This window comes from Nicoletella semolina (assembly GCF_004345745.1).
Taxonomy (GTDB): Bacteria; Pseudomonadota; Gammaproteobacteria; order Enterobacterales; family Pasteurellaceae; genus Nicoletella; species Nicoletella semolina.
This window is the reverse complement of sequence record NZ_SLXJ01000007.1, coordinates 63086-82186: the sequence shown is the minus strand read 5'-3', so window position 1 is coordinate 82186 and position 19101 is coordinate 63086. Positions and strand designations below refer to the sequence as shown.

At 37.5% G+C, this 19101-nt stretch carries 17 protein-coding genes and 2 pseudogenes; 11 read left to right on the top strand and 8 right to left on the bottom strand.

Annotation, left to right across the window (positions count from 1 at the left end):
- Positions 1–190: 190 nt before the first annotated feature.
- The 3 genes and pseudogenes from proC to cysS all read left to right on the top strand — a co-directional run.
- Positions 191–1009 (top strand): pyrroline-5-carboxylate reductase, encoded by an 819-nt coding sequence (gene proC, locus EV693_RS05835; RefSeq protein WP_132501434.1) that lies wholly within the window; start codon positions 191–193, stop codon positions 1007–1009.
- The gene (locus EV693_RS05830) at positions 1006–2154 is read left to right on the top strand and encodes a 3-phenylpropionate MFS transporter (protein ID WP_132501433.1); all 1149 of its coding nucleotides are present in this window, start codon (positions 1006–1008) and stop codon (positions 2152–2154) included. The genes proC and EV693_RS05830 overlap by 4 nt, the downstream gene beginning before the upstream one ends.
- 112 nt (positions 2155–2266) lie before the next feature.
- Positions 2267–3643 (top strand): annotated as a pseudogene (gene cysS / locus EV693_RS05825) (cysteine--tRNA ligase); the annotation flags it as partial.
- Between the two features lie 306 nt (positions 3644–3949).
- On the opposite strand, the gene EV693_RS05820 reads toward cysS, so the two are convergent.
- The 4 genes from EV693_RS05820 to mazG all read right to left on the bottom strand — a co-directional run bounded on the left by EV693_RS05820 (position 3950) and on the right by mazG (position 7849).
- Entirely contained in the window at positions 3950–4732 is a 783-nt protein-coding gene (locus EV693_RS05820; RefSeq protein ID WP_132501431.1) for a Nif3-like dinuclear metal center hexameric protein, read from the bottom strand.
- A gap of 88 nt (positions 4733–4820) precedes the next feature.
- The gene (gene cpxA / locus EV693_RS05815) at positions 4821–6209 is read right to left on the bottom strand and encodes an envelope stress sensor histidine kinase CpxA (protein WP_132501430.1); all 1389 of its coding nucleotides are present in this window, start codon (positions 6207–6209) and stop codon (positions 4821–4823) included.
- Between the two features lie 77 nt (positions 6210–6286).
- Positions 6287–6997 (bottom strand): response regulator, encoded by a 711-nt coding sequence (locus EV693_RS05810; protein WP_132501429.1) that lies wholly within the window; start codon positions 6995–6997, stop codon positions 6287–6289.
- A gap of 51 nt (positions 6998–7048) precedes the next feature.
- A complete protein-coding gene (gene mazG, locus EV693_RS05805) occupies positions 7049–7849 on the bottom strand; it encodes a nucleoside triphosphate pyrophosphohydrolase (protein ID WP_132501428.1) in 801 nt (266 codons plus the stop codon).
- A gap of 104 nt (positions 7850–7953) precedes the next feature.
- Here mazG and pepP point away from each other — a divergent pair, with 104 nt between their 5' ends.
- The 5 genes and pseudogenes from pepP (at position 7954) to aroA (ending at position 13317) form a co-directional block, all read left to right on the top strand.
- On the top strand, positions 7954–9273 hold the full coding sequence (pepP, locus tag EV693_RS05800) for a Xaa-Pro aminopeptidase (RefSeq protein WP_132501427.1): 1320 nt from the start codon (positions 7954–7956) through the stop codon (positions 9271–9273).
- A 59-nt stretch (positions 9274–9332) separates the two neighbouring features.
- The gene (gene serC / locus EV693_RS05795; protein WP_132501426.1) at positions 9333–10412 is read left to right on the top strand and encodes a 3-phosphoserine/phosphohydroxythreonine transaminase; all 1080 of its coding nucleotides are present in this window, start codon (positions 9333–9335) and stop codon (positions 10410–10412) included.
- Positions 10413–10468: 56 nt separating this feature from the next.
- A complete protein-coding gene (gene hisC, locus EV693_RS05790) occupies positions 10469–11563 on the top strand; it encodes a histidinol-phosphate transaminase (RefSeq protein WP_132501425.1) in 1095 nt (364 codons plus the stop codon).
- 28 nt (positions 11564–11591) lie between these two features.
- Positions 11592–11966: pseudogene (locus tag EV693_RS05785) on the top strand (type I restriction enzyme endonuclease domain-containing protein); the annotation flags it as partial.
- Positions 11967–12024: 58 nt separating this feature from the next.
- Positions 12025–13317, top strand: coding sequence for a 3-phosphoshikimate 1-carboxyvinyltransferase (gene aroA, locus EV693_RS05780; RefSeq protein ID WP_132501424.1), 1293 nt, complete (start codon positions 12025–12027; stop codon positions 13315–13317).
- A gap of 129 nt (positions 13318–13446) precedes the next feature.
- Here aroA and EV693_RS05775 read toward each other — a convergent pair whose 3' ends face one another.
- The 4 genes from EV693_RS05775 to efp all read right to left on the bottom strand — a co-directional run bounded on the left by EV693_RS05775 (position 13447) and on the right by efp (position 16040).
- Positions 13447–14220 carry an FNR family transcription factor gene (locus EV693_RS05775; RefSeq protein ID WP_132501423.1) on the bottom strand — a complete coding sequence of 258 codons (774 nt, stop codon included), beginning with the start codon at positions 14218–14220 and terminating at the stop codon, positions 13447–13449.
- A gap of 234 nt (positions 14221–14454) precedes the next feature.
- On the bottom strand, positions 14455–15033 hold the full coding sequence (locus tag EV693_RS05770) for a thymidine kinase (protein ID WP_132501422.1): 579 nt from the start codon (positions 15031–15033) through the stop codon (positions 14455–14457).
- 95 nt (positions 15034–15128) lie between these two features.
- A complete protein-coding gene (zapB, locus tag EV693_RS05765; RefSeq protein ID WP_132501421.1) occupies positions 15129–15347 on the bottom strand; it encodes a cell division protein ZapB in 219 nt (72 codons plus the stop codon).
- A gap of 126 nt (positions 15348–15473) precedes the next feature.
- Positions 15474–16040 carry an elongation factor P gene (efp, locus tag EV693_RS05760; protein ID WP_132501420.1) on the bottom strand — a complete coding sequence of 189 codons (567 nt, stop codon included), beginning with the start codon at positions 16038–16040 and terminating at the stop codon, positions 15474–15476.
- Positions 16041–16199: 159 nt separating this feature from the next.
- Here efp and epmB point away from each other — a divergent pair, with 159 nt between their 5' ends.
- From epmB to EV693_RS05745, 3 genes are all read left to right on the top strand, one after another.
- Positions 16200–17252 (top strand): EF-P beta-lysylation protein EpmB, encoded by a 1053-nt coding sequence (gene epmB / locus EV693_RS05755; RefSeq protein ID WP_132501419.1) that lies wholly within the window; start codon positions 16200–16202, stop codon positions 17250–17252.
- A 156-nt stretch (positions 17253–17408) separates the two neighbouring features.
- Entirely contained in the window at positions 17409–17597 is a 189-nt protein-coding gene (locus EV693_RS05750) for a YqaE/Pmp3 family membrane protein (RefSeq protein ID WP_132501418.1), read from the top strand.
- A gap of 293 nt (positions 17598–17890) precedes the next feature.
- Positions 17891–19087, top strand: coding sequence for an acetate kinase (locus EV693_RS05745; protein WP_132501417.1), 1197 nt, complete (start codon positions 17891–17893; stop codon positions 19085–19087).
- Positions 19088–19101 lie beyond the last annotated feature (14 nt).

Below are 19101 nucleotides of genomic sequence, written 5' to 3'. Positions count from 1 at the left end.
AAGGGATTTCAGTGTATTAAATCCCTTCTTTTTTTGATTTATATCAAGAAAAACTGCCTACCTCTAATTAGTTGGTTTAATACCGATTGTTAGGGGTAGACCCTTTTGAAGGGTAAAAATAATTTATAAATAAACCTTGGATACGGTAGAATGCAACGAGGTTTTTAGTTCTTATTTAAAGGTAGACATTATGCCACACAAAACCATTGCTTTTATTGGGGCAGGGAATATGGCTTTTGCGATAATTTCAGGGTTAATTCGTAGTGGTTATCCAGCACAGAAAATTATTGCAAACAATAAAAATAACTTACAACGCCGCGCTGACTTCGCAAAATTAGGTGTTATGGTTGGATTGTCAAATCGTCAAGCTGTAGAGCAGGCTGATGTGGTTGTGCTTGCGGTCAAGCCACAGATGATAGCAGAAGTTTGTAGCGATTTTTCACAACTTGACTTTTCACAAAAATGGGTGATTTCGATTGCGGCAGGCATCTCGATCGCACGTTTAGAGTCTCTCTTACCAACTGCAAAGATAATTATTCGTACAATGCCAAATACGCCAGCACTAATTGGTGAAGGAATGACAGGAATTTTTGCAAAAAAAGGGCTTGATCAGACCGCTTGTCAATTTGTAGAACAGCTTTTTTCTGCAGTAGGGCGATATTATTGGCTTGATGAGGAAGCAAAAATTAATCAGATTATCGCCTTGACAGGCTCAAGCCCTGCCTACTTTTTTTACTTTATGGAAGCGATGCAGCAAGCCGCAATTAAGATAGGCATAAGTGAGGCTGATGCCCGTTTATTAGTGCAATCTGTAGCATTAGGGACTGCAAAAATGGTCGCCGTGAATAAAGAGCATTCTTTTACAACTTTACGAGAAAATGTTACCTCAAAAGGAGGAACAACGGCTAAAGCTATAGCTGTTTTTGAGCAATATAAATTAACTGAAATGGTTGAGCAGGCAATGCAGGCAGCTATTCTTCGAGCAGAAGAAATGGAGGTATCATTATGATAAAGCTGACCCCTTTTCAATGGTCTTCTTTTCAATTTTTTGGTTTTTATTGTGCTTATGGGGTGTTACTACCTTTCTTTCCTATTTGGCTAAATCATCACGGATATAATGCAGAACTTATAGGGTTAATTATTGCCCTTGGCTATATATTTCGTTTCATTGGGGCAATGTTGTTTTCACAGCGAGTTTCACATTTTCAATTTATTCCTATAAGCCGTATTTTAACTTGGCTGACCATTCTAATTCTAGTGATAATGATGTGGGGCGTTGAAAATAGCTGGATATTACTACCAACTATTGCGTTATTTCATATTTTTAATGGCGGAGCAATGCCACTTATTGATGCGATTTCCTCGACTTGGCAAAAACAGATCGGATTAGATTATGGAAAAACACGTTTATTTGGCTCTCTTGCATTTGTCGTGGGAAGCGTTAGCACAGGTTATCTTATTGGGTGGTTTGGTGAAGCGAGTGTGATTTTGATTATTACTGGCTGGCTAGTTTTTTTGGGTATTGGGACAACATTAAACCCTTCACAAACATTTTCATCTTCAGCAAAATCAGAGCTAACAAATACAGTGAGTTATTGGCAGTTATTTAAACAGCCGACAACATTGAAAATGATGATTGCGATTTCGCTCATTCAATCCTCTCACGCTGCTTATTACGCCTATAGCACAATTTATTGGAAAGATGCTGGCACATCTACCCAAGAAGCTAGTTTGCTTTGGGGTGTTGCTGTGTGTGCTGAAATATTTTTCTTCTTTATCGCTAATCGAATGTTTAAAATGTGGAAATTGCATTCATTATTTTTAGTTTGTGCAGTTGGAACGATTATACGTTGGGTAATGCTGTCCTCAACAAGTGATTTTAAATTGTTAGTCATCATACAACTTCTACACGCTATTTCGTATGGAATGGGGCATTATGCAATGATTCGTTACATTGCAACGCAGCTAGCAGAGCATATAGCTAAATTACAAGCACTTTATTTTGGTTCCGCCAGTTGTGTGTTTATGGCATTATTTACCTTTTTATCAGGTTTAATTTACCCTCATTTTCCAGAAGCCAGTTTTTGGCTGATGGCAATTGTTGTGGTGCCAGCTATTTTTATCGTGCCAAAGCAAATAATGACAAAATTCTAAATCCAAAGAAATAAAAGAGATAACAAGCGGTGAGATAATCCATTTTTTCTGCAAACTCTTTTTATTTTTTGTTATATTGCAACCAATTTTAATTCAGTGAACAGAGGATACTATGCTTAAGATTTACAATACCCTAAAACGTGAAAAGCAAGAATTTAAACCGCTCAATCCTAAGCAAGTGGGAATGTATGTCTGTGGGGTAACTGTATATGATTTGTGTCATTTTGGACACGGGAGAACCTTTGTATCATTTGATGTGATTGTTCGATACTTGCGTTATTTAGGTTATAACGTGCGTTATGTGCGTAATATTACTGATGTGGACGATAAAATTATCAAACGTGCATTAAAAAATAATGAAAGTTGTGAGCAATTAGTTGAAAAAATGATTGCAGAAATGCACAAAGATTTTGATTCGTTGAATATTTTACGCCCTGATGTTGAGCCTCGTGCAACTCAGCATATTCCAGATATTGTCGATCTTGTTCAAAAGCTGATTGACAATGGACACGCTTATATTGCAGAAGATGGTGATGTGATGTTTAGTGTTGAGTCTTATCCTGAATATGGCGGGCTTTCTCGTCAAAATTTAGAACAACTTCAAGCAGGAAGTCGTGTTGAGGTGAAGAGTGTAAAACGTAACCCAATGGATTTTGTGTTATGGAAAATGTCAAAAGAAAATGAACCAAGCTGGGACTCGCCTTGGGGGAAAGGTCGCCCAGGGTGGCATATTGAGTGTTCTGCGATGAATAGTAAGGAATTGGGACACCATTTTGATCTTCACGGTGGCGGTTCCGATTTGATGTTTCCGCATCACGAAAATGAAATTGCCCAGTCTTGCTGTGCCAACGGTAAAAACTATGTTAATTACTGGCTACATACAGGTATGCTAACGCTTGATAAAGAAAAAATGTCTAAATCTTTAGGCAATTATTTCAGTATTCGCCATATGTTAGGGTTATATGATGCTGAGAGTTTACGTTACTTTTTTCTTACAGCACATTACCGCAGTTTGTTGGATTACAGTGTCGAAAATTTAGATTTAGCACGTTCTGCACTCACTCGTCTTTATACAGCGTTACGAGGTTGCGATTTCTCATTATCGATAGTGCCAGAGGATAACTATGTGCAAGCATTTAAAGCGGCAATGAATGATGATTTTAATACGCCAGCAGCATTGGCAGTGCTGTTTGAATTAGCTCGTGAAATCAATAAATTAAAGCAAAGTGATCTAAATCAGGCGAATTACCTTGCCACTCGTTTAAAGCAGCTTGCAGAGGTATTAGGTTTGCTCACTCAAGAACCAGACAAATTTTTACAGGGAGCGGTAGACAGTGCAGAAATTGCAGAAATTGAGGCATTAATTGCTCGGCGTAATCAAGCGAGAGAAGAAAAAAATTGGGCAGAAGCGGATCAAACACGAGACGCACTCGCTCGTAGAAATGTCGAGTTAGAAGATAGTACGACAGGCACAACGTGGCGAAAATCAGCTATTGTATTCTATAAAAATGCGTTGGATAGCTTTAATCGTTTAAAGAAAAAAGCCCCAACACTTCAGCAAACGATAATCGAATTACTGCCACAATTAGCAAAAAGCAATGATGATAATACTCAAGCCCTAGAGAATAGCGAATTTATATATAGTGTAGAGAATTACCAGCTACACTATTTAAGAACTAAAGAGGGGATTGTTGTATTAGCCCTACTCGAAGCTATTTAATGATATTCTAAACGAGGGACAGAAGCATCGTGTCCCTACTTTTTCTTTTTTAGTTTAATCTAATTCAAGCGTATTTTATGCAGGATTATCAATGTCCATAAATTCAACCGTAACAGGATAATGATCTGAAATCCATTCTCCCAATGCTTTGACGCCATCTCGTTCAGTAGCGTGATGACCGCAAGCGAAGTAGTAAATACCTTGCTCCCTCGCAGAATGCGTAGTTTGTTCGGAAATTTCTCCGCTAATAAACGCATCAAGCCCTTTTAGAGCTGCTAAATCAATGTAGTTTTGTCCACCGCCTGTGCAAATTCCCACTGTTTTAATCGGCTTTTGAGGAAAGTCCTTAATAAATTCGTGGCATAAAATAGGCTGACGGCGTAAACATTTTTCCAAACGGAGTGCGAGTTCTTGAGCCGAAATTGGAGTATCTAGCTCGCCATAGATAGGAATAGAAAGAGATTTATCTTCTAAATTTTGTAGATTTTTAACGCCTATCTGCTGTGCCAATTGAGCATTATTACCTAATTCGGGGTGTATATCCAAAGGGAGGTGATAGGCAAATAAGTTGATCTCATTCTTGATTAATTGCTGAATGCGTTTTCCTTTCATTCCACGAATGCACGGATTTTCGTTTTTCCAAAAATAGCCATGGTGTACCAAAATTGCATCAGCTTTTTGCTCAATGGCATATTGAATAAGAGGTAGACTTGCAGTTACTCCCGTTACAATGTGTCGTATTTCACGCTTTCCCTCCACTTGTAAACCATTTGGTGCGTAATCACTGATCGCTTGGCTGTTAAGTTTTGTATTTAAGATCTGTTCTAACTCTAAATTGGTAAGTCTATTTTTTTCCATCATTTTTCCTTGCTATATGTATTGAAACCATTTGCAAATTTTAAGCGGATTCTGACTGCTTGTATTACCTATGTGGATTAACCAAGCGTTATTCAACCCACAGTGGAAGCTGTAGCTTAATTCTTAGTCCACCAAGAGGGCTTTTTTCTGCGATTGCAGTACCTTTATGTTGTTTTACTGCATTTAACACAATAGCAAGTCCTAGTCCTGTTCCCCCTGTCTGTCTCGCTCTATCGGCTTCTACTCGATAAAATGGGCGGAAAATTTCTTCATATTGATCTTCAGGAACGCCAATACCGTCATCATCAATCAGTATTAATAATTCTGATTTATCAATATACATCATTACTTTTACACATTGATAAGCATACTTTTGAGCATTACGAATGACGTTTTCAACTGCACTGGCGAGCAATCCAACGTTGCCATTAATAAAATGGCGTTCAGGATAGGAAATACGCTGCTGAATATAAAAGTGAATATTATTTTGTTCTAATTCAAACTTTGCATCTTCCAATACATCTTCCCAAATTTTATTAATACTAAAAATTTCTCTTTCTAAATGTTGATTTACTTGTTGGCGTGAGAGTATTAATAAATCGTGAATCATCGTATCTAATTTTTGAATTTCATTTTCAATACGAATAAGTTCGTTTGATTCACCATTGCGACGGCGAAGTAGTGAAACGGCTAGCTGCATTCGTGTCAGTGGTGTTTTTAGTTCGTGAGAAATATTTGATAACAAGCCTTGCTGATAACTTGTTAATTTTTCAAGAGAGGTAATCATTCGATTAAAACTTTTGCCGACTTCTCGCAATTCATTAATCCCTCGAGTTTCGAGATCGGGATTGATTGTTAAATTCCCTGTTGCGACCGCATTTGCAGTCAAACGTAGGGCTTTAACAGGTTTTGCAATCCGCCACGATAACCAAAGGAGTAGAGGGGTGCTAACGAGTAATAGAATTAATAACATCAGCCATGGTGAATCAAACATCGAGTTAATAAATTCACGTTGTGGATCAACCTTTTTGATAAAGTATTGTAAGTAGTGATTGGTAGAGGACTCAACTAGAAAAGGACCATAAATTTCAATCGCATCAAAACGGCGTTGCAAAGGGGCATAAGGATTATCCGCTTTAAATATAAAAGCTTGTAAAGCTTTTAACTGATTACCGCTGATTCCGCTCACTAATCCTGTTTGCTTTTCAAGTAAAATGACCTCAAAACCATTTAGTGTAGTAACTGAAAGATTACGCTGAAAAACTTCATCAAGGTTATATTCTTGTTGTGTATAAAGACTTTCGTTTGTAAAGAAAAAACGTTGATCATCTTCAATGGAATTAAATGATCGTGTGTCAAAATTAGGGAGCAGCAAGGCGATACCAAGGACAATTGCAATTGTCCCAAAGAAAGAAACAAATATTTGGTAAGCTAAATAGTTACGGAGCGTTTTTAATTGATTAAATCGTTTTCTCATAATTTGATAGATAAATACTTAACAGACAAACGAAAATCCCCCTTATTGGGGGATTATGTGATAAAGAGAGGCTGAGATTATTTTTCTGTAACCAATAAATAACCACGACCACGCAATGTTTTAAACCAAGGTAAGTTATCGTTGCGTTCAGGTAGTTTTTTACGCAGATTTGAAATATGCATATCAATTGCACGATCATAAGGGGTGAGTTGTTTACCTAAAATTTCGAAACTGAGCAATTCTCGAGAAAGAATCTGACCTGCGTGGCGAACAAGCATTTGCAACAATGCAAATTCCGTTCCTGTGAGATCTAAATCTCTCTCCTCAAAAATCGCCTGCTGGCGACCTGAATGTAATTCAACGCCACCAAAATAAAGTGGTTTGTGATCATCTTCAGATTCCGTGGTCTCAACGATCACTTTACCTATTTTAGTGCGTCGTAAAATCGCTTTAATGCGAGCGACTAACTCACGATCATTGAAAGGCTTTGGTAGGTAGTCGTCAGCACCTAATTCTAAACCCAATATTCTATCGATTTCATCGTCTCTTGCACTTAACATCAGAATAGGTGTACAGTATTTTTTACGAACTTGTTTGAGCGTCTCAATACCATTTAGTACAGGCATCATCACATCAAGCAAAATTAGATCGTAACTCTGATGCTCTAGTTCATTGAGAGCTTCTTCGCCATTATGTACGGTATGAACATCAAATCCTTCTAATGAAAGTAACTCAGCAAGCAGTTCAGTTAATTCAATATCATCATCAACAAGTAAAATTTTTTGCATTATGACTCCTTACTCAGCCATTTACATAAATAAACAAAAATCGACAATACTCTATCCAACTTTGCTATTTTTTTCCACATTTTTTATCTGTTCCCAATATAAATCTAACTCGGCAAGTGTACATTCAGATAAGGTTTTTCCTTGGGTTGCAACCTTTTTTTCTATCTGACGGAAACGATTTTCAAATTTTACATTTGCTTGACGTAAGCAACTTTCGGCATCAATTTTATAGTGCCTGCACAAATTCACACTTGCAAAAAATAAATCTCCTAATTCTTCCTCTAATTTTTCTCTCTCAACAGGCGTTTGTTTCATCTCTTGAGCCACTTCGTCTAATTCTTCCGCAACTTTATTAAATACAGCTTGTGGCTCTTGCCAATCAAAGCCGACTTTAGCACAACGTTTTTGTAATTTATTTGCTCGTGTCAAAGCAGGCAATGCAAAAGGCAAATCATCTAAAATAGACGATTGTCCAGATTTTGCTTTTTGTGCGGCTTTTTGAGCTTCCCAATTAGCTAAAGCCTCTTCGCTATTACTGGCTTTTTTGTCACCAAACACGTGCGGGTGACGATCAATCAATTTCGTATGTAGATCCTCTAATACGTCCTGAAAGGTAAAATCGCCTTCTTCTTGTGCTAACTGACTTAAGAAGATGACTTGCAAGAGTAAGTCGCCAAGTTCTTCACGCAGAGCAGAGGCATTTTGAGTATGTATCGCTTCAGCAACTTCGTATGTTTCTTCTAATAAGTGTGGCAGCATTGAATCGAATGTTTGAGCAATATCCCAAGGGCAGCCACCATTTGGATCACGCAATTTCGCCACAAGCTGGCATAATGTGTCTATCGTAATCATTATTATCTCCTCGCTAAATTATTGAATTATTCTGCTTGTGTTGTACTCGCTTGTCTATGCTTTTATGTTAAAATCGTAACAATTTTTGTTCAAAAGGAAAATTTATGGATCTCGCTTACTTACAAAAAATGCCACTGTCTGAATTTTCTGCACGCCGTTCACGTTTATTTGAACAAATGCAGGATAATTCAGCACTTATCGTCTTTACTGAAACTGAAAAACGTCGTAACAATGATTGTGACTACCTCTTTCGTCCTGATAGTTACTTTTGGTATCTCACAGGTTTTGCCGAGCCACAATCTGCATTATTACTGATAAAGCGGACAGGGCAATGTGAAACGGTATTATTTTTACGTAAAAAAGATCCTTTAATGGAAACGTGGAATGGTCGCCGATTAGGGGTTGAGCAAGCACCTAGGCAATTGAATGTTGATGAAGCCTATGATATCACTGACATTCAAACAATATTTGCAAAAAAAGTGGCTAATCTGACCGCTTGTTATTATGCAAGAGGATTGCAAACTTGGGGTGATGAGATTGTATTTAAAACGTTTGATACTATGCGAGATAATCGTCAAACATCGCCTGTTCATCTTATTGATTGGCAGCCTATTTTATCAGAAATGCGATTGTTTAAATCAGAACAAGAGATAGCACTTATTCAGCAGGCGTGTCAAATTTCAGCACTAGCTCATCTTCGTGCAATGAAACAAACTCGTCCAAACCGCTACGAAATGGAAATTGAAGGGGAAATTCAGCACGAATTTTCACGTTTTGGTGCTCGTTTTGCCTCTTATAATCAGATTGTTGCAGGCGGTGAGAATGCGTGTATTCTGCACTACAATGAAAATGACCAAGTGTTGCGTGATGGCGATTTAGTACTGATTGACGCTGGAGCCGAATTTGCAATGTATGCAGGCGATATTACACGCACATTTCCCATAAATGGAAAATTTAGTCAGCCACAACGAGAGTTATATCAATTAGTTTTAAGTGCGTCGAAAGAGGCAACCAAACTGCTTGTACCACAAAGTTCGATAAAAATAGCCAACGATAAAGCGGTTGCAATAATGACTGAAGGTTTAGTAAATCTAGGGATTCTTAAAGGCGATGTGCAAACATTAATTGACGAAAAAGCTTATAAAGCGTTTTATATGCACGGACTCGGGCATTGGCTAGGACTAGATGTACACGATGTGGGCGAATATGGTTCGGATAGAGATCGCCCATTGGAAATTGGTATGGTTCTTACGGTTGAACCTGGATTGTATATTCCACGAGATGCTGATGTGCCAGAACAATATAAAGGCATTGGTATTCGAATTGAAGATAATCTGTTAATCACCGAGTACGGCAACAAAAATCTAACCAGTGCAGCACCAAAAGAAATTGCAGATATTGAAGCAATAATGATCGCTAGTTAGATTTCTATTCATTCACCATTATTTTTACAACAATAAAAAATCACAATGAGGCAAATGCAATGACACAAACCTATAATTTTAGTGCAGGACCTGCAATGTTACCCCCTCAGGTACTTGAACAGGCACAATCTGAATTGCTTAACTGGCAGGGATTAGGCTCATCGGTTATGGAGGTAAGCCATCGAGGAAAGCCATTTGTTGAATTGGCTGCTCAAGCAGATCGCAATTTTCGGTCTTTATATCAGATACCCGATAATTACAAAATATTGTTTCTGCAAGGTGGTGCGAGAGGACAATTTGCGGCAATTCCGATGAATTTAATTGGAAAAAAAGGGAGGGCCCTTTATCTTACCAGTGGACACTGGTCGGCAACGGCGGCAAAAGAAGCACGCAATTTCTGTACAATTGATGAAGTTAATCTTTTAACGCAAGGGGCAGAGCAGGGGATTGTTAATTTAGATTTTAGTGATATCGCTGAAAATTATGATTATGTGCATTATTGCCCAAATGAGACAATCAGTGGCATTGAGTTATTTGATGTACCGAATGTTGGGAATGCGGTACTCGTTGCGGATATGTCATCTAATATTCTTTCTCGAGAAATTGACATTAGCCAATTTGGTTTAATTTATGCAGGTGCGCAAAAAAATATCGGTCCTTCTGGGATAACAATCGTTATCGTGCGTGAAGATTTGATTGGCAATGCTCGTCAAGATACGCCATCAATTTGGAATTATGCCGTGCAAGCTCAAAGTGATTCAATGATTAATACACCGCCTACGTTTGCTTGGTATCTCTGCTCGCTCGTGTTTAAATATTGGCTTGCAGAAGGCGGAATAAAAACCATTGAACAGCGTAACCAACAGAAAGCAAAATTGCTGTATGACTATCTTGATCAAAGCCATTTTTACCATAACCGCGTTACAAGGCAAAATCGTTCATTAATGAACGTCACTTTCAGTACAGGAAATGATGAGCTTGATGCAAAATTTGTGGCAGAAGCGACCGCTTGTGGCTTACAAGCCTTGAAAGGGCATAAAGTGTTAGGCGGAATGCGTGCGTCTATTTACAACGCAATGCCAATAGAAGGTGTACAAGCGTTAATTGCCTTTATGGATAAGTTTGCACAAAATCAATAAGGACGCCAAACCTAGCGTTTACGTTAAATAGTATTATTATTTTAGGAGCAACCTATATGCAATTTAGCCAACTTGTTAGTGAAGGCGTCAAATCGCTTTCTCCCTATCAAGCAGGAAAGCCTATCGAAGAACTCGAACGAGAGCTTGGCATTCAAAATATTATAAAACTTGCCTCAAATGAAAATCCATTTGGTTTCCCAGACAGTGCCAAACAAGCCATCATTCAACAACTGAATGAACTTACTCGCTACCCAGATGCCAACGGTTTCGAACTGAAATCCACGATTTCTCGTAGATTTGGTGTTCAGCCTAATCAAATTACGCTTGGCAACGGCTCAAACGATTTACTCGAACTATTCGCCCACACTTTCGTCAGCGAGAAAGACGAAATTATCTATTCACAATACGCTTTCATTGTTTATCCATTAGTAACCAAAGCAATTAATGCGACTGCTCGTGAAGTTCCTGCGAAAAATTGGGGACACGATCTTGATGCTTTTTTGGCTGCAATCAATGAAAAAACTAAACTTATTTTTATTGCTAACCCAAATAATCCAACAGGTAATTTCCTTACAGAGAGCGAAATAGATCTCTTCCTTGCCAATGTGCCAAACAACGTGATTGTGGTGCTAGATGAGGCTTATACTGAATTTACCCAAGCAAATGAGCGGTTAGATTCTTTCAAACTTTTGCAAAAATATCCAAATTTAATTGTTTCTCGCTCATTATCAAAGGCTTATGGATTGGCAGGGCTTCGCATAGGTTATGCGGTATCTAACCCAGAAATAGCCGAATTGCTTAACCGAGTTCGTCAGCCATTTAACTGCAATAGCCTTGCTCTTACGGCAGCGGTGGCGGTGATGAATGACGATGCTTTTATCGAAAAAGTCGCCGAAAACAACCGCTTGGAAATGGCTCGCTACGAAACATTCTGCCAAGCTCAAGGGCTAGAATATATCCCATCGAAAGGCAATTTCATCACCATCGATTTTAAATGCCCAGCCACGCCAATTTATGATGCATTGTTGCGTGAAGGCGTGATTGTCCGACCAATTGCAGGTTATGGAATGCCAAACCATTTACGAGTCAGTATTGGCTTGCCAGAGGAAAACGATCGATTCTTTAAAGCATTGATTAAGGTGCTGACTTAGATATTAATTCAACCTGATCGGTAGGGACGCAATGCTTGCAAAACGTGAGCCAAATTCGACCGCTAACCCTGCCGACCGCCAGATTAAATTGGTGGCATTGCTGAATCAAGCGGTAAAAGCAGATGGTGCAGTGGATTTATTTGCGTTGCTTAACCGAGATCAGCCGAATATTGAGATTTTGTCGGAGCAGTTTTTAGAAAAAGTGAAAAACAGCCGTCATCAAGCCTTGTGGCTTGAGGCGATTACCATTGACTGGCAATTTAAAGAATCCGTGCGTGCCAAAATGCGAATTGAAATACGCCGAGCGTTAAGACTCTTCAAATATCCACCTGACAAACAGCTAGAAGCGGTGGAATTTGTACTAAAACAAGCCGAAGTGATTGCTGATGAGTTAAGTCATTGATGCGGAGAAAAAAAGGTTGTGATAGTATGCTCTCATTTAAATTTAAAGGTTATGTACAATGAATAAAATCACGTTACAGCCCATTACTCATATAGAGGGCGAAATTAATTTACCAGGTTCAAAAAGTTTATCAAATCGAGCTTTGCTGCTGGCGGCATTGGCACAAGGCACAACGAAAGTAACAAATTTATTGGAGAGTGATGACATTCGCCATATGTTGAATGCGTTAAAACATCTTGGGGTAAATTATCGCTTGTCAGAAGATAAAACAGTTTGTGAAGTGGAAGGAATGGGCGGTGCATTTCAATTACAAGATGGGCTGTCCATTTTTTTAGGAAATGCAGGAACGGCAATGCGTCCATTAGCAGCGGCGTTGTGTCTAAAAGGGGAGTGCGAGGCAGAAGTGGTTTTGACAGGTGAACCTCGAATGAAGGAACGCCCAATTAAGCATTTAGTTGATGCACTTCGCCAAATTGGGGCAAATATTGAATACTTAGAAAATGAAGGTTATCCGCCGATTGCTATTCGTAATACAGGACTAAATGGCGGTAAAGTGAAAATTGATGGTTCTATTTCAAGTCAATTTTTAACCGCATTATTAATGTCCGCCCCACTTGCTAATGGAGATATGGAAATAGAAATCATAGGTGAGTTAGTCTCTAAGCCTTATATTGATATTACGCTGGCGATGATGAAAGATTTTGGGATTGAAGTAGAAAACAAAAATTATCAAACTTTTTTTGTTAGGGGAAATCAATGTTATATCTCCCCTGAAAAATATTTAGTGGAGGGTGATGCTTCATCTGCTTCCTATTTTCTTGCGGCTGGAGCGATAAAAGGGAAGGTAAAGGTAACAGGGATTGGTAAAAATTCTATTCAAGGAGACCGCTTGTTTGCTGATGTGTTAGAAAAAATGGGGGCAAAAATCACTTGGGGAGAGGATTTTATTCAAGCAGAGCAGGGTAGTTTAAAAGGGATTGATATGGATATGAATCATATTCCTGATGCGGCGATGACGATTGCCACAACAGCTTTATTTGCAGAGGGAGAAACAGTCATTCGCAATATTTACAATTGGCGAGTAAAGGAAACAGATCGCTTGAGTGCAATGGCAACAGAGCTGCGAAAAGTGGGGGCAGAAGTTGAAGAAGGCGAAGATTTTATCCGAATTCAGCCGCTTGACTTAGACAAATTTCAACACGCAGAAATCGAAACGTATAACGATCATCGAATAGCAATGTGTTTCTCACTGGTTGCATTATCTAATACTCCAGTAACTATTTTAGATCCAAAATGTACTGCCAAAACATTTCCCACTTATTTCAATACGTTTGAACAGCTACATCGGTAAATCGGTATAAATAGAGGGAGAAAAGAGAAATTGTTCTAAAGGCATATTGTCAAAAATTTAAGCGGTCGATTAACAAATTTTTTATGCAAATCGACCGCTTAAAATGTCATTGTGTGTTTTGTATATGAATTACTCTGCGTTCGTATAAGCGATAGGGCTGGTAGATTTAGTTACACCAGCTATCTCGCTAAGCTCATTCATATCGTTGATTGTAATATATTTTCCTTGTACCGAAATCATATTACTTTTTTGAAAACGCCCTAAAAGACGGCTAATGGTTTCGATGGTAAGACCAAGATAGTTACCAATGTCGCCTCTTGTCATTGTTAAACGGAATTCACGAGCAGAGAATCCTCTAGCAGCGTAGCGTTGAGATAAATTATAAATAAATGCGGCTAGTTTTTCTTCTGCATTCATCTTAGACAGCAAAAGAATCATCTCTTGATCGCTTTTAATTTCGTTACTCATTAGACGCATAATTTGATGGCGGATTTTAGGCATTTTCCCCGCAAGATCATCTAAGATATCAAATGGAATTTCACAAATCATTGCTGTTTCAAGAGCTTGAGCAAAGCTGATATGCCTCATATCCATAATAGCGTCAAACCCAATAACATCGCCTGGCAAATGAAAAGCGGTAATTTGTTCCTCACCACTTTCGCTTAAAGTATAACTTTTAATCGTTCCAGAACGAACAGCATAAATAGCATTTAATTCATCACCCGATTTGAAAATAATTTGCGATTTCTGAACAGGTTTCTTACGCTCAATAATGTTGTCTAATTGCATAAGTTCGTGTTCATTAAGGGTAAACGGCAAACATAATTGACTAATGCTACAATTTTGACAGTGTATAGTGCAAACTGTTCTTCCATTTGTTTTTAAATCCGATACAATTTTCATAAAAGTTGACATACGCTATAAAATTTGACTTAACTCAAAGTCTAGCAGTTTTAGGTGTATTTAGGAATTAAATTTTTAAGTAGGTTTTACTGATGTCTATAGAAAAATTAACAAAAAAGCGACTAATACAGATTCTTATTATGCTGACCATTTTAGTTACGGCTTTTGTCTATCGTACTTATAATTATGCATGATTCATCTCTATGCTGTACGTCAAATTGAACGAAAAGAACGTTATAAATTGAGTTTTTCTTTATAGTGCGTGCGACAAACTGAAAGGTAGGTATCATTTCCACCAATTTGGATTTGATCGCCCGCTTTGACAGCCTCGCCATTTTCGTTAGTGCGAATAACAAAATTTGCTTTACGCCCACAATAACAGATAGTTTTTAGCTCTTCGAGCTGATCAGCCCAAGCTAGCAAATAATGGCTGCCTTCAAAAAGTTCAGCTTGGAAATCAGTTCGTAGCCCATAGCAAAGTACGGGAATATGATGTTTGTCTACAACTTCAGTTAGTTGATAGACTTGTTCTTTCGTTAGAAATTGTGCTTCGTCAATAAGAATACAGTGTAACGATTTTTCTGAGGCAATAGCAGAGATTTCGCTAAATAAATCTGTTTCTACTCGAAATAATTGAGCATTTTGTGAAATGCCGATGCGAGACGTTACTTTACCCACGCCATAACGATCATCAATTGCGGCGGTGTAAACTAACGTATTCATTCCTCGTTCTTGATAGTTATAGGAAGATTGGAGCAGGGTAGTGGATTTCCCCGCATTCATCGATGAATAATAGAAATAAAGTTTCGCCATATCTGTAATGTAAACAGCTCTATAATTTAAGTATGGAATATATACAGAAATATATTTAATGAAAAAACGGCTAAGACATTAGCCGTTTATTAGATTTAAACGTTATCAATTTGACCTAATAACGAACGTAATCGATCTTGGAATGCTTGATGTTCTGTTTTTAGTTGTTCATATTCTTTACGCAGAGAATCATTTTGGCGATTTGCCTCACCATTCTTTTCTTTTAATTCTTCCACCTCAAGCTGTAAAAGTTGAATTGTTTCAACAGCTTGTTTGATTTTACCTTCAAGTTCATCAAGAATACTAACTGACATAATACTTCCTCTGTTATCGTTGTAATAAAAATTATCAAAATTGTACCTCATTGAGAGAATATTTTCACGATAAAGTTCTCTTTCAGGCAATATTTATTCATTTATCTGTTTACAACAAAAAATCAATTATTTAACACGAGAAACGTATTCACCAGAACGTGTATCTACACGAATAACCTCGCCAATTTGCACAAACAATGGTACACGAACAACTGCACCTGTGCTTAATGTTGCAGGTTTACCCCCTGTTCCTGCAGTATCACCTTTCAAACCAGGATCAGTTTCGGTTACTTCTAATTCAACAAAATTTGGTGGTGTTACCGCAATGGCAGAACCATTCCATAATGTAACAATACACTCAGCTTGATCAACCAACCATTTAGCATTATCACCTAGTGCTTTTTCGTCTACAGAAATCTGCTCAAAGGTTTCTGGGTGCATAAAATACCAAAAATCTTCGTCTTTATAAGAGTAGGTATAGTTGTAATCTACGACATCAGCCGCTTCCACAGAAGAGCCTGATTTAAAGTTAATTTCTAAGACTTTACCTGAAATAAGTTTACGAATTTTAGTCCGAGTGAATGCTTGCCCTTTCCCAGGTTTTACGAATTCGTTTTCAACAATGACGCAAGGCTCGCCATCTTGAATAAATTTTAAACCAGGTTTGAAATCATTAGTGCTGTAATTAGCCATTTTATCCTCAACAAATAGATTAATTGCCATAAGGCAGGTATATAAAAAAGATGGGTATGATACATCAATTCACACAATTTGAAAAAATATCTTTAAGCAACTTTTTACTTTTTAGGTATAATTTTTTCGTTTGAAAAAGAAAGGATAAAATCTATTAATATGGTAAGAAATGACGAAAAACTAGAAGGCAGAGAAAAACAAGTAAACGATAAAGGATTAGAAAGTAGCGAAAGAGCAGAGTGGTTACAAGATTTAGCCGAGGCATTTACTGATCCAAAAGCACTACTAGAGTATCTTGAACTTGATGTTTCAGCGTTTGAGCAAGATATTTTAGCTCGCCAATTATTTTCTATGCGAGTACCTCGCCCGTTTGCTGAAAAAATGCAAAAAAAATCACGCAATGACCCGCTTGTACTGCAGGCAATGTCAGCTAAAGATGAATTCATACAAGCTGAAGGCTTTACAAAAGATCCCTTAGAAGAACAGCATTCTCCAGCACCGAATATCCTCCATAAATATCATAATCGCTTATTATTTATGGTAAAAAATAGCTGTGCGATTAATTGTCGTTACTGCTTTCGCCGCCATTTTCCCTACAATGAAATCAAAAATGGTAAAACTGTTTGGCAACAGAGTTTATCGTATATTGCATCACACCCAGAACTAGAAGAGGTCATTTTTTCTGGCGGTGACCCATTAATGGCAAAAGATGAAGAATTAGATTGGTTAGTCGCACAGCTTGAACAAATTTCGCACATAAAAACCTTGCGTATCCATAGCCGTCTGCCTGTTGTTATTCCAAATCGGGTTACACACAAATTATGTACAATTTTTGAAAAATCATCGCTGAATATTGTATTTATTACGCACATTAACCATGCTAACGAAATTGATGCTTATTTTAAGCAAAAAATGATAGAATTAAAGCAAGCTGGTGTGGTAGTATTGAATCAATCCGTATTACTCAAAGGCGTGAATGATAATGCTCAAACACTGAAACAGCTAAGTGATAAGCTATTTGATTACGGCATTCTGCCTTATTATTTACACGCTTTAGATAAAGTGGAAGGGGCACATCATTTTCTGGTTGATGAACAAAAAGCATTTTCGATTTATAAAGAGTTACAGCAAATCACTTCAGGTTACCTTGTTCCAAAATTTGTTCGAGAAGAGCCATTTGAGCCAAATAAAACGTTATTGATGCAGCCATAATGTCAGCGTTGTAACATTGATTATATATCGTTATGTAGTCTTAGTTTATAAAATTATATTTAACATAATATGCATTATGCGAAATTATTAAAATAAAATTGATTTCAGCGTTGTATTATTATAAATTGTTTGTGCAGATATTATTTGGAGATTTTTATGAGATTATTAATTGCTTTTATTTTGCCTTGGTTAACTTTTTTTACAATTAATCGTCCATTATCAGGCATTTTGTGTCTTGTTCTACAGATCACTATTATCGGCTGGCTTCCTGCGACCATTTGGGCTATTTATAGCTTGTCTCAATATAACACCGATAAAAAAATCCAAAAATCATTGGGACAATAGGTCTTTATAGGTCTTTAATAGATAGCGGTGAATTTTAGGCAGTTTTTTGCAAAATTTTTGCTGAAATTCACCACTCGTTTGCTTCATATTTTTCATTGTAAATAAATCCTACGAGTCTGATTTCTTCAGTTTCTTATCTAGATCAAAATTTTTGATAATTTTTCAACTTTTTTAATGAATAGCTTCTTTTTTCTCCAATAAAGAATTTATTTTATCGCTCGAAAAGTGTATCCTTAGCAAGAAATGCGTGGATTTACGCATCGTCTATTTTTTAACCCTCAAGGTGCTTGATTATGTCCAAAAATTTAATTCTTATCCTTAATTGCGGTAGTTCTTCATTAAAATTTGCTATCATTGATCCTCAAAATGGTGATGAATATCTCTCTGGTTTAGCTGAAGCGTTGAGTCTACCTGACGCTCGTATTAAGTGGAAGCTGAATGGCGAAAAAGGCAGTGCAGACTTAGGAAATGGTGCCGCACACAGCGAGGCACTTAATTTCATTGTTTCAAATGTTCTTACACAAGAATTAAAAGATAATATTTCAGCGATTGGTCATCGTGTGGTACACGGTGGTGAAAAATATACGCAATCTGTTGTTATTACTGATGAAGTAATTAAAGGCATTAGTGATGTTGCATCATTTGCTCCACTTCATAATCCTGCAAATTTGCTTGGTATCCAAGAAGCACTTAAAACATTCCCTCATTTAAAAGATAAAAATGTAGCTGTCTTTGATACAGCCTTCCATCAAACAATGCCAGAACAAGCGTATTTATATGCTCTCCCCTACTCACTTTATAAACAAGAAGGCATTCGTCGCTATGGTTTCCATGGTACAAGTCATTTATATATTACTCAGGAAGCTGCAAAAATTTTGGGTAAACCCGTAGAAAAAACCAATATAATCAACTGCCATTTAGGGAATGGAGCTTCTGTTGCAGCTATTAAAAATGGGCAATCTATTGACACATCAATGGGCTTTACCCCGTTAGAAGGCTTAGTAATGGGAACCCGTTCAGGCGATTTAGATCCCGCAATCATTTTCCATTTGCACAATTCTTGCGGTAAATCAGTAAAAGAGATCGAAGATATTTTAGTCAAAAAATCAGGTTTATTAGGTTTAACTGAGGTTACTAGTGACTGTCGCTTTGCAGAAGACAATTATGCTTCCGATCCTGCAGCTAAACGTGCAATGGATAGCTTCGCTTATCGCTTAGCAAAATATATTGGTTCATATATGGCAATCATTGGCGATCTAGATGCAATTACCTTTACTGGCGGTATTGGTGAAAATGCGGGTCCAGTGCGTGAATTAACTTTAAAACATCTAAAATTATTTGGTATTCAGGTTGATGAGCAAGCAAACCTTGCAGCACGTTTTGGTAAATCTGGAAAAATCACAGCGGAAGATTCACGTTTCCCAGCATTTGTTATCCCAACAAATGAAGAATTAGTCATTGCACAAGATACTGCTCGTCTTGTTCTTTAATGAAGAACCTGCCA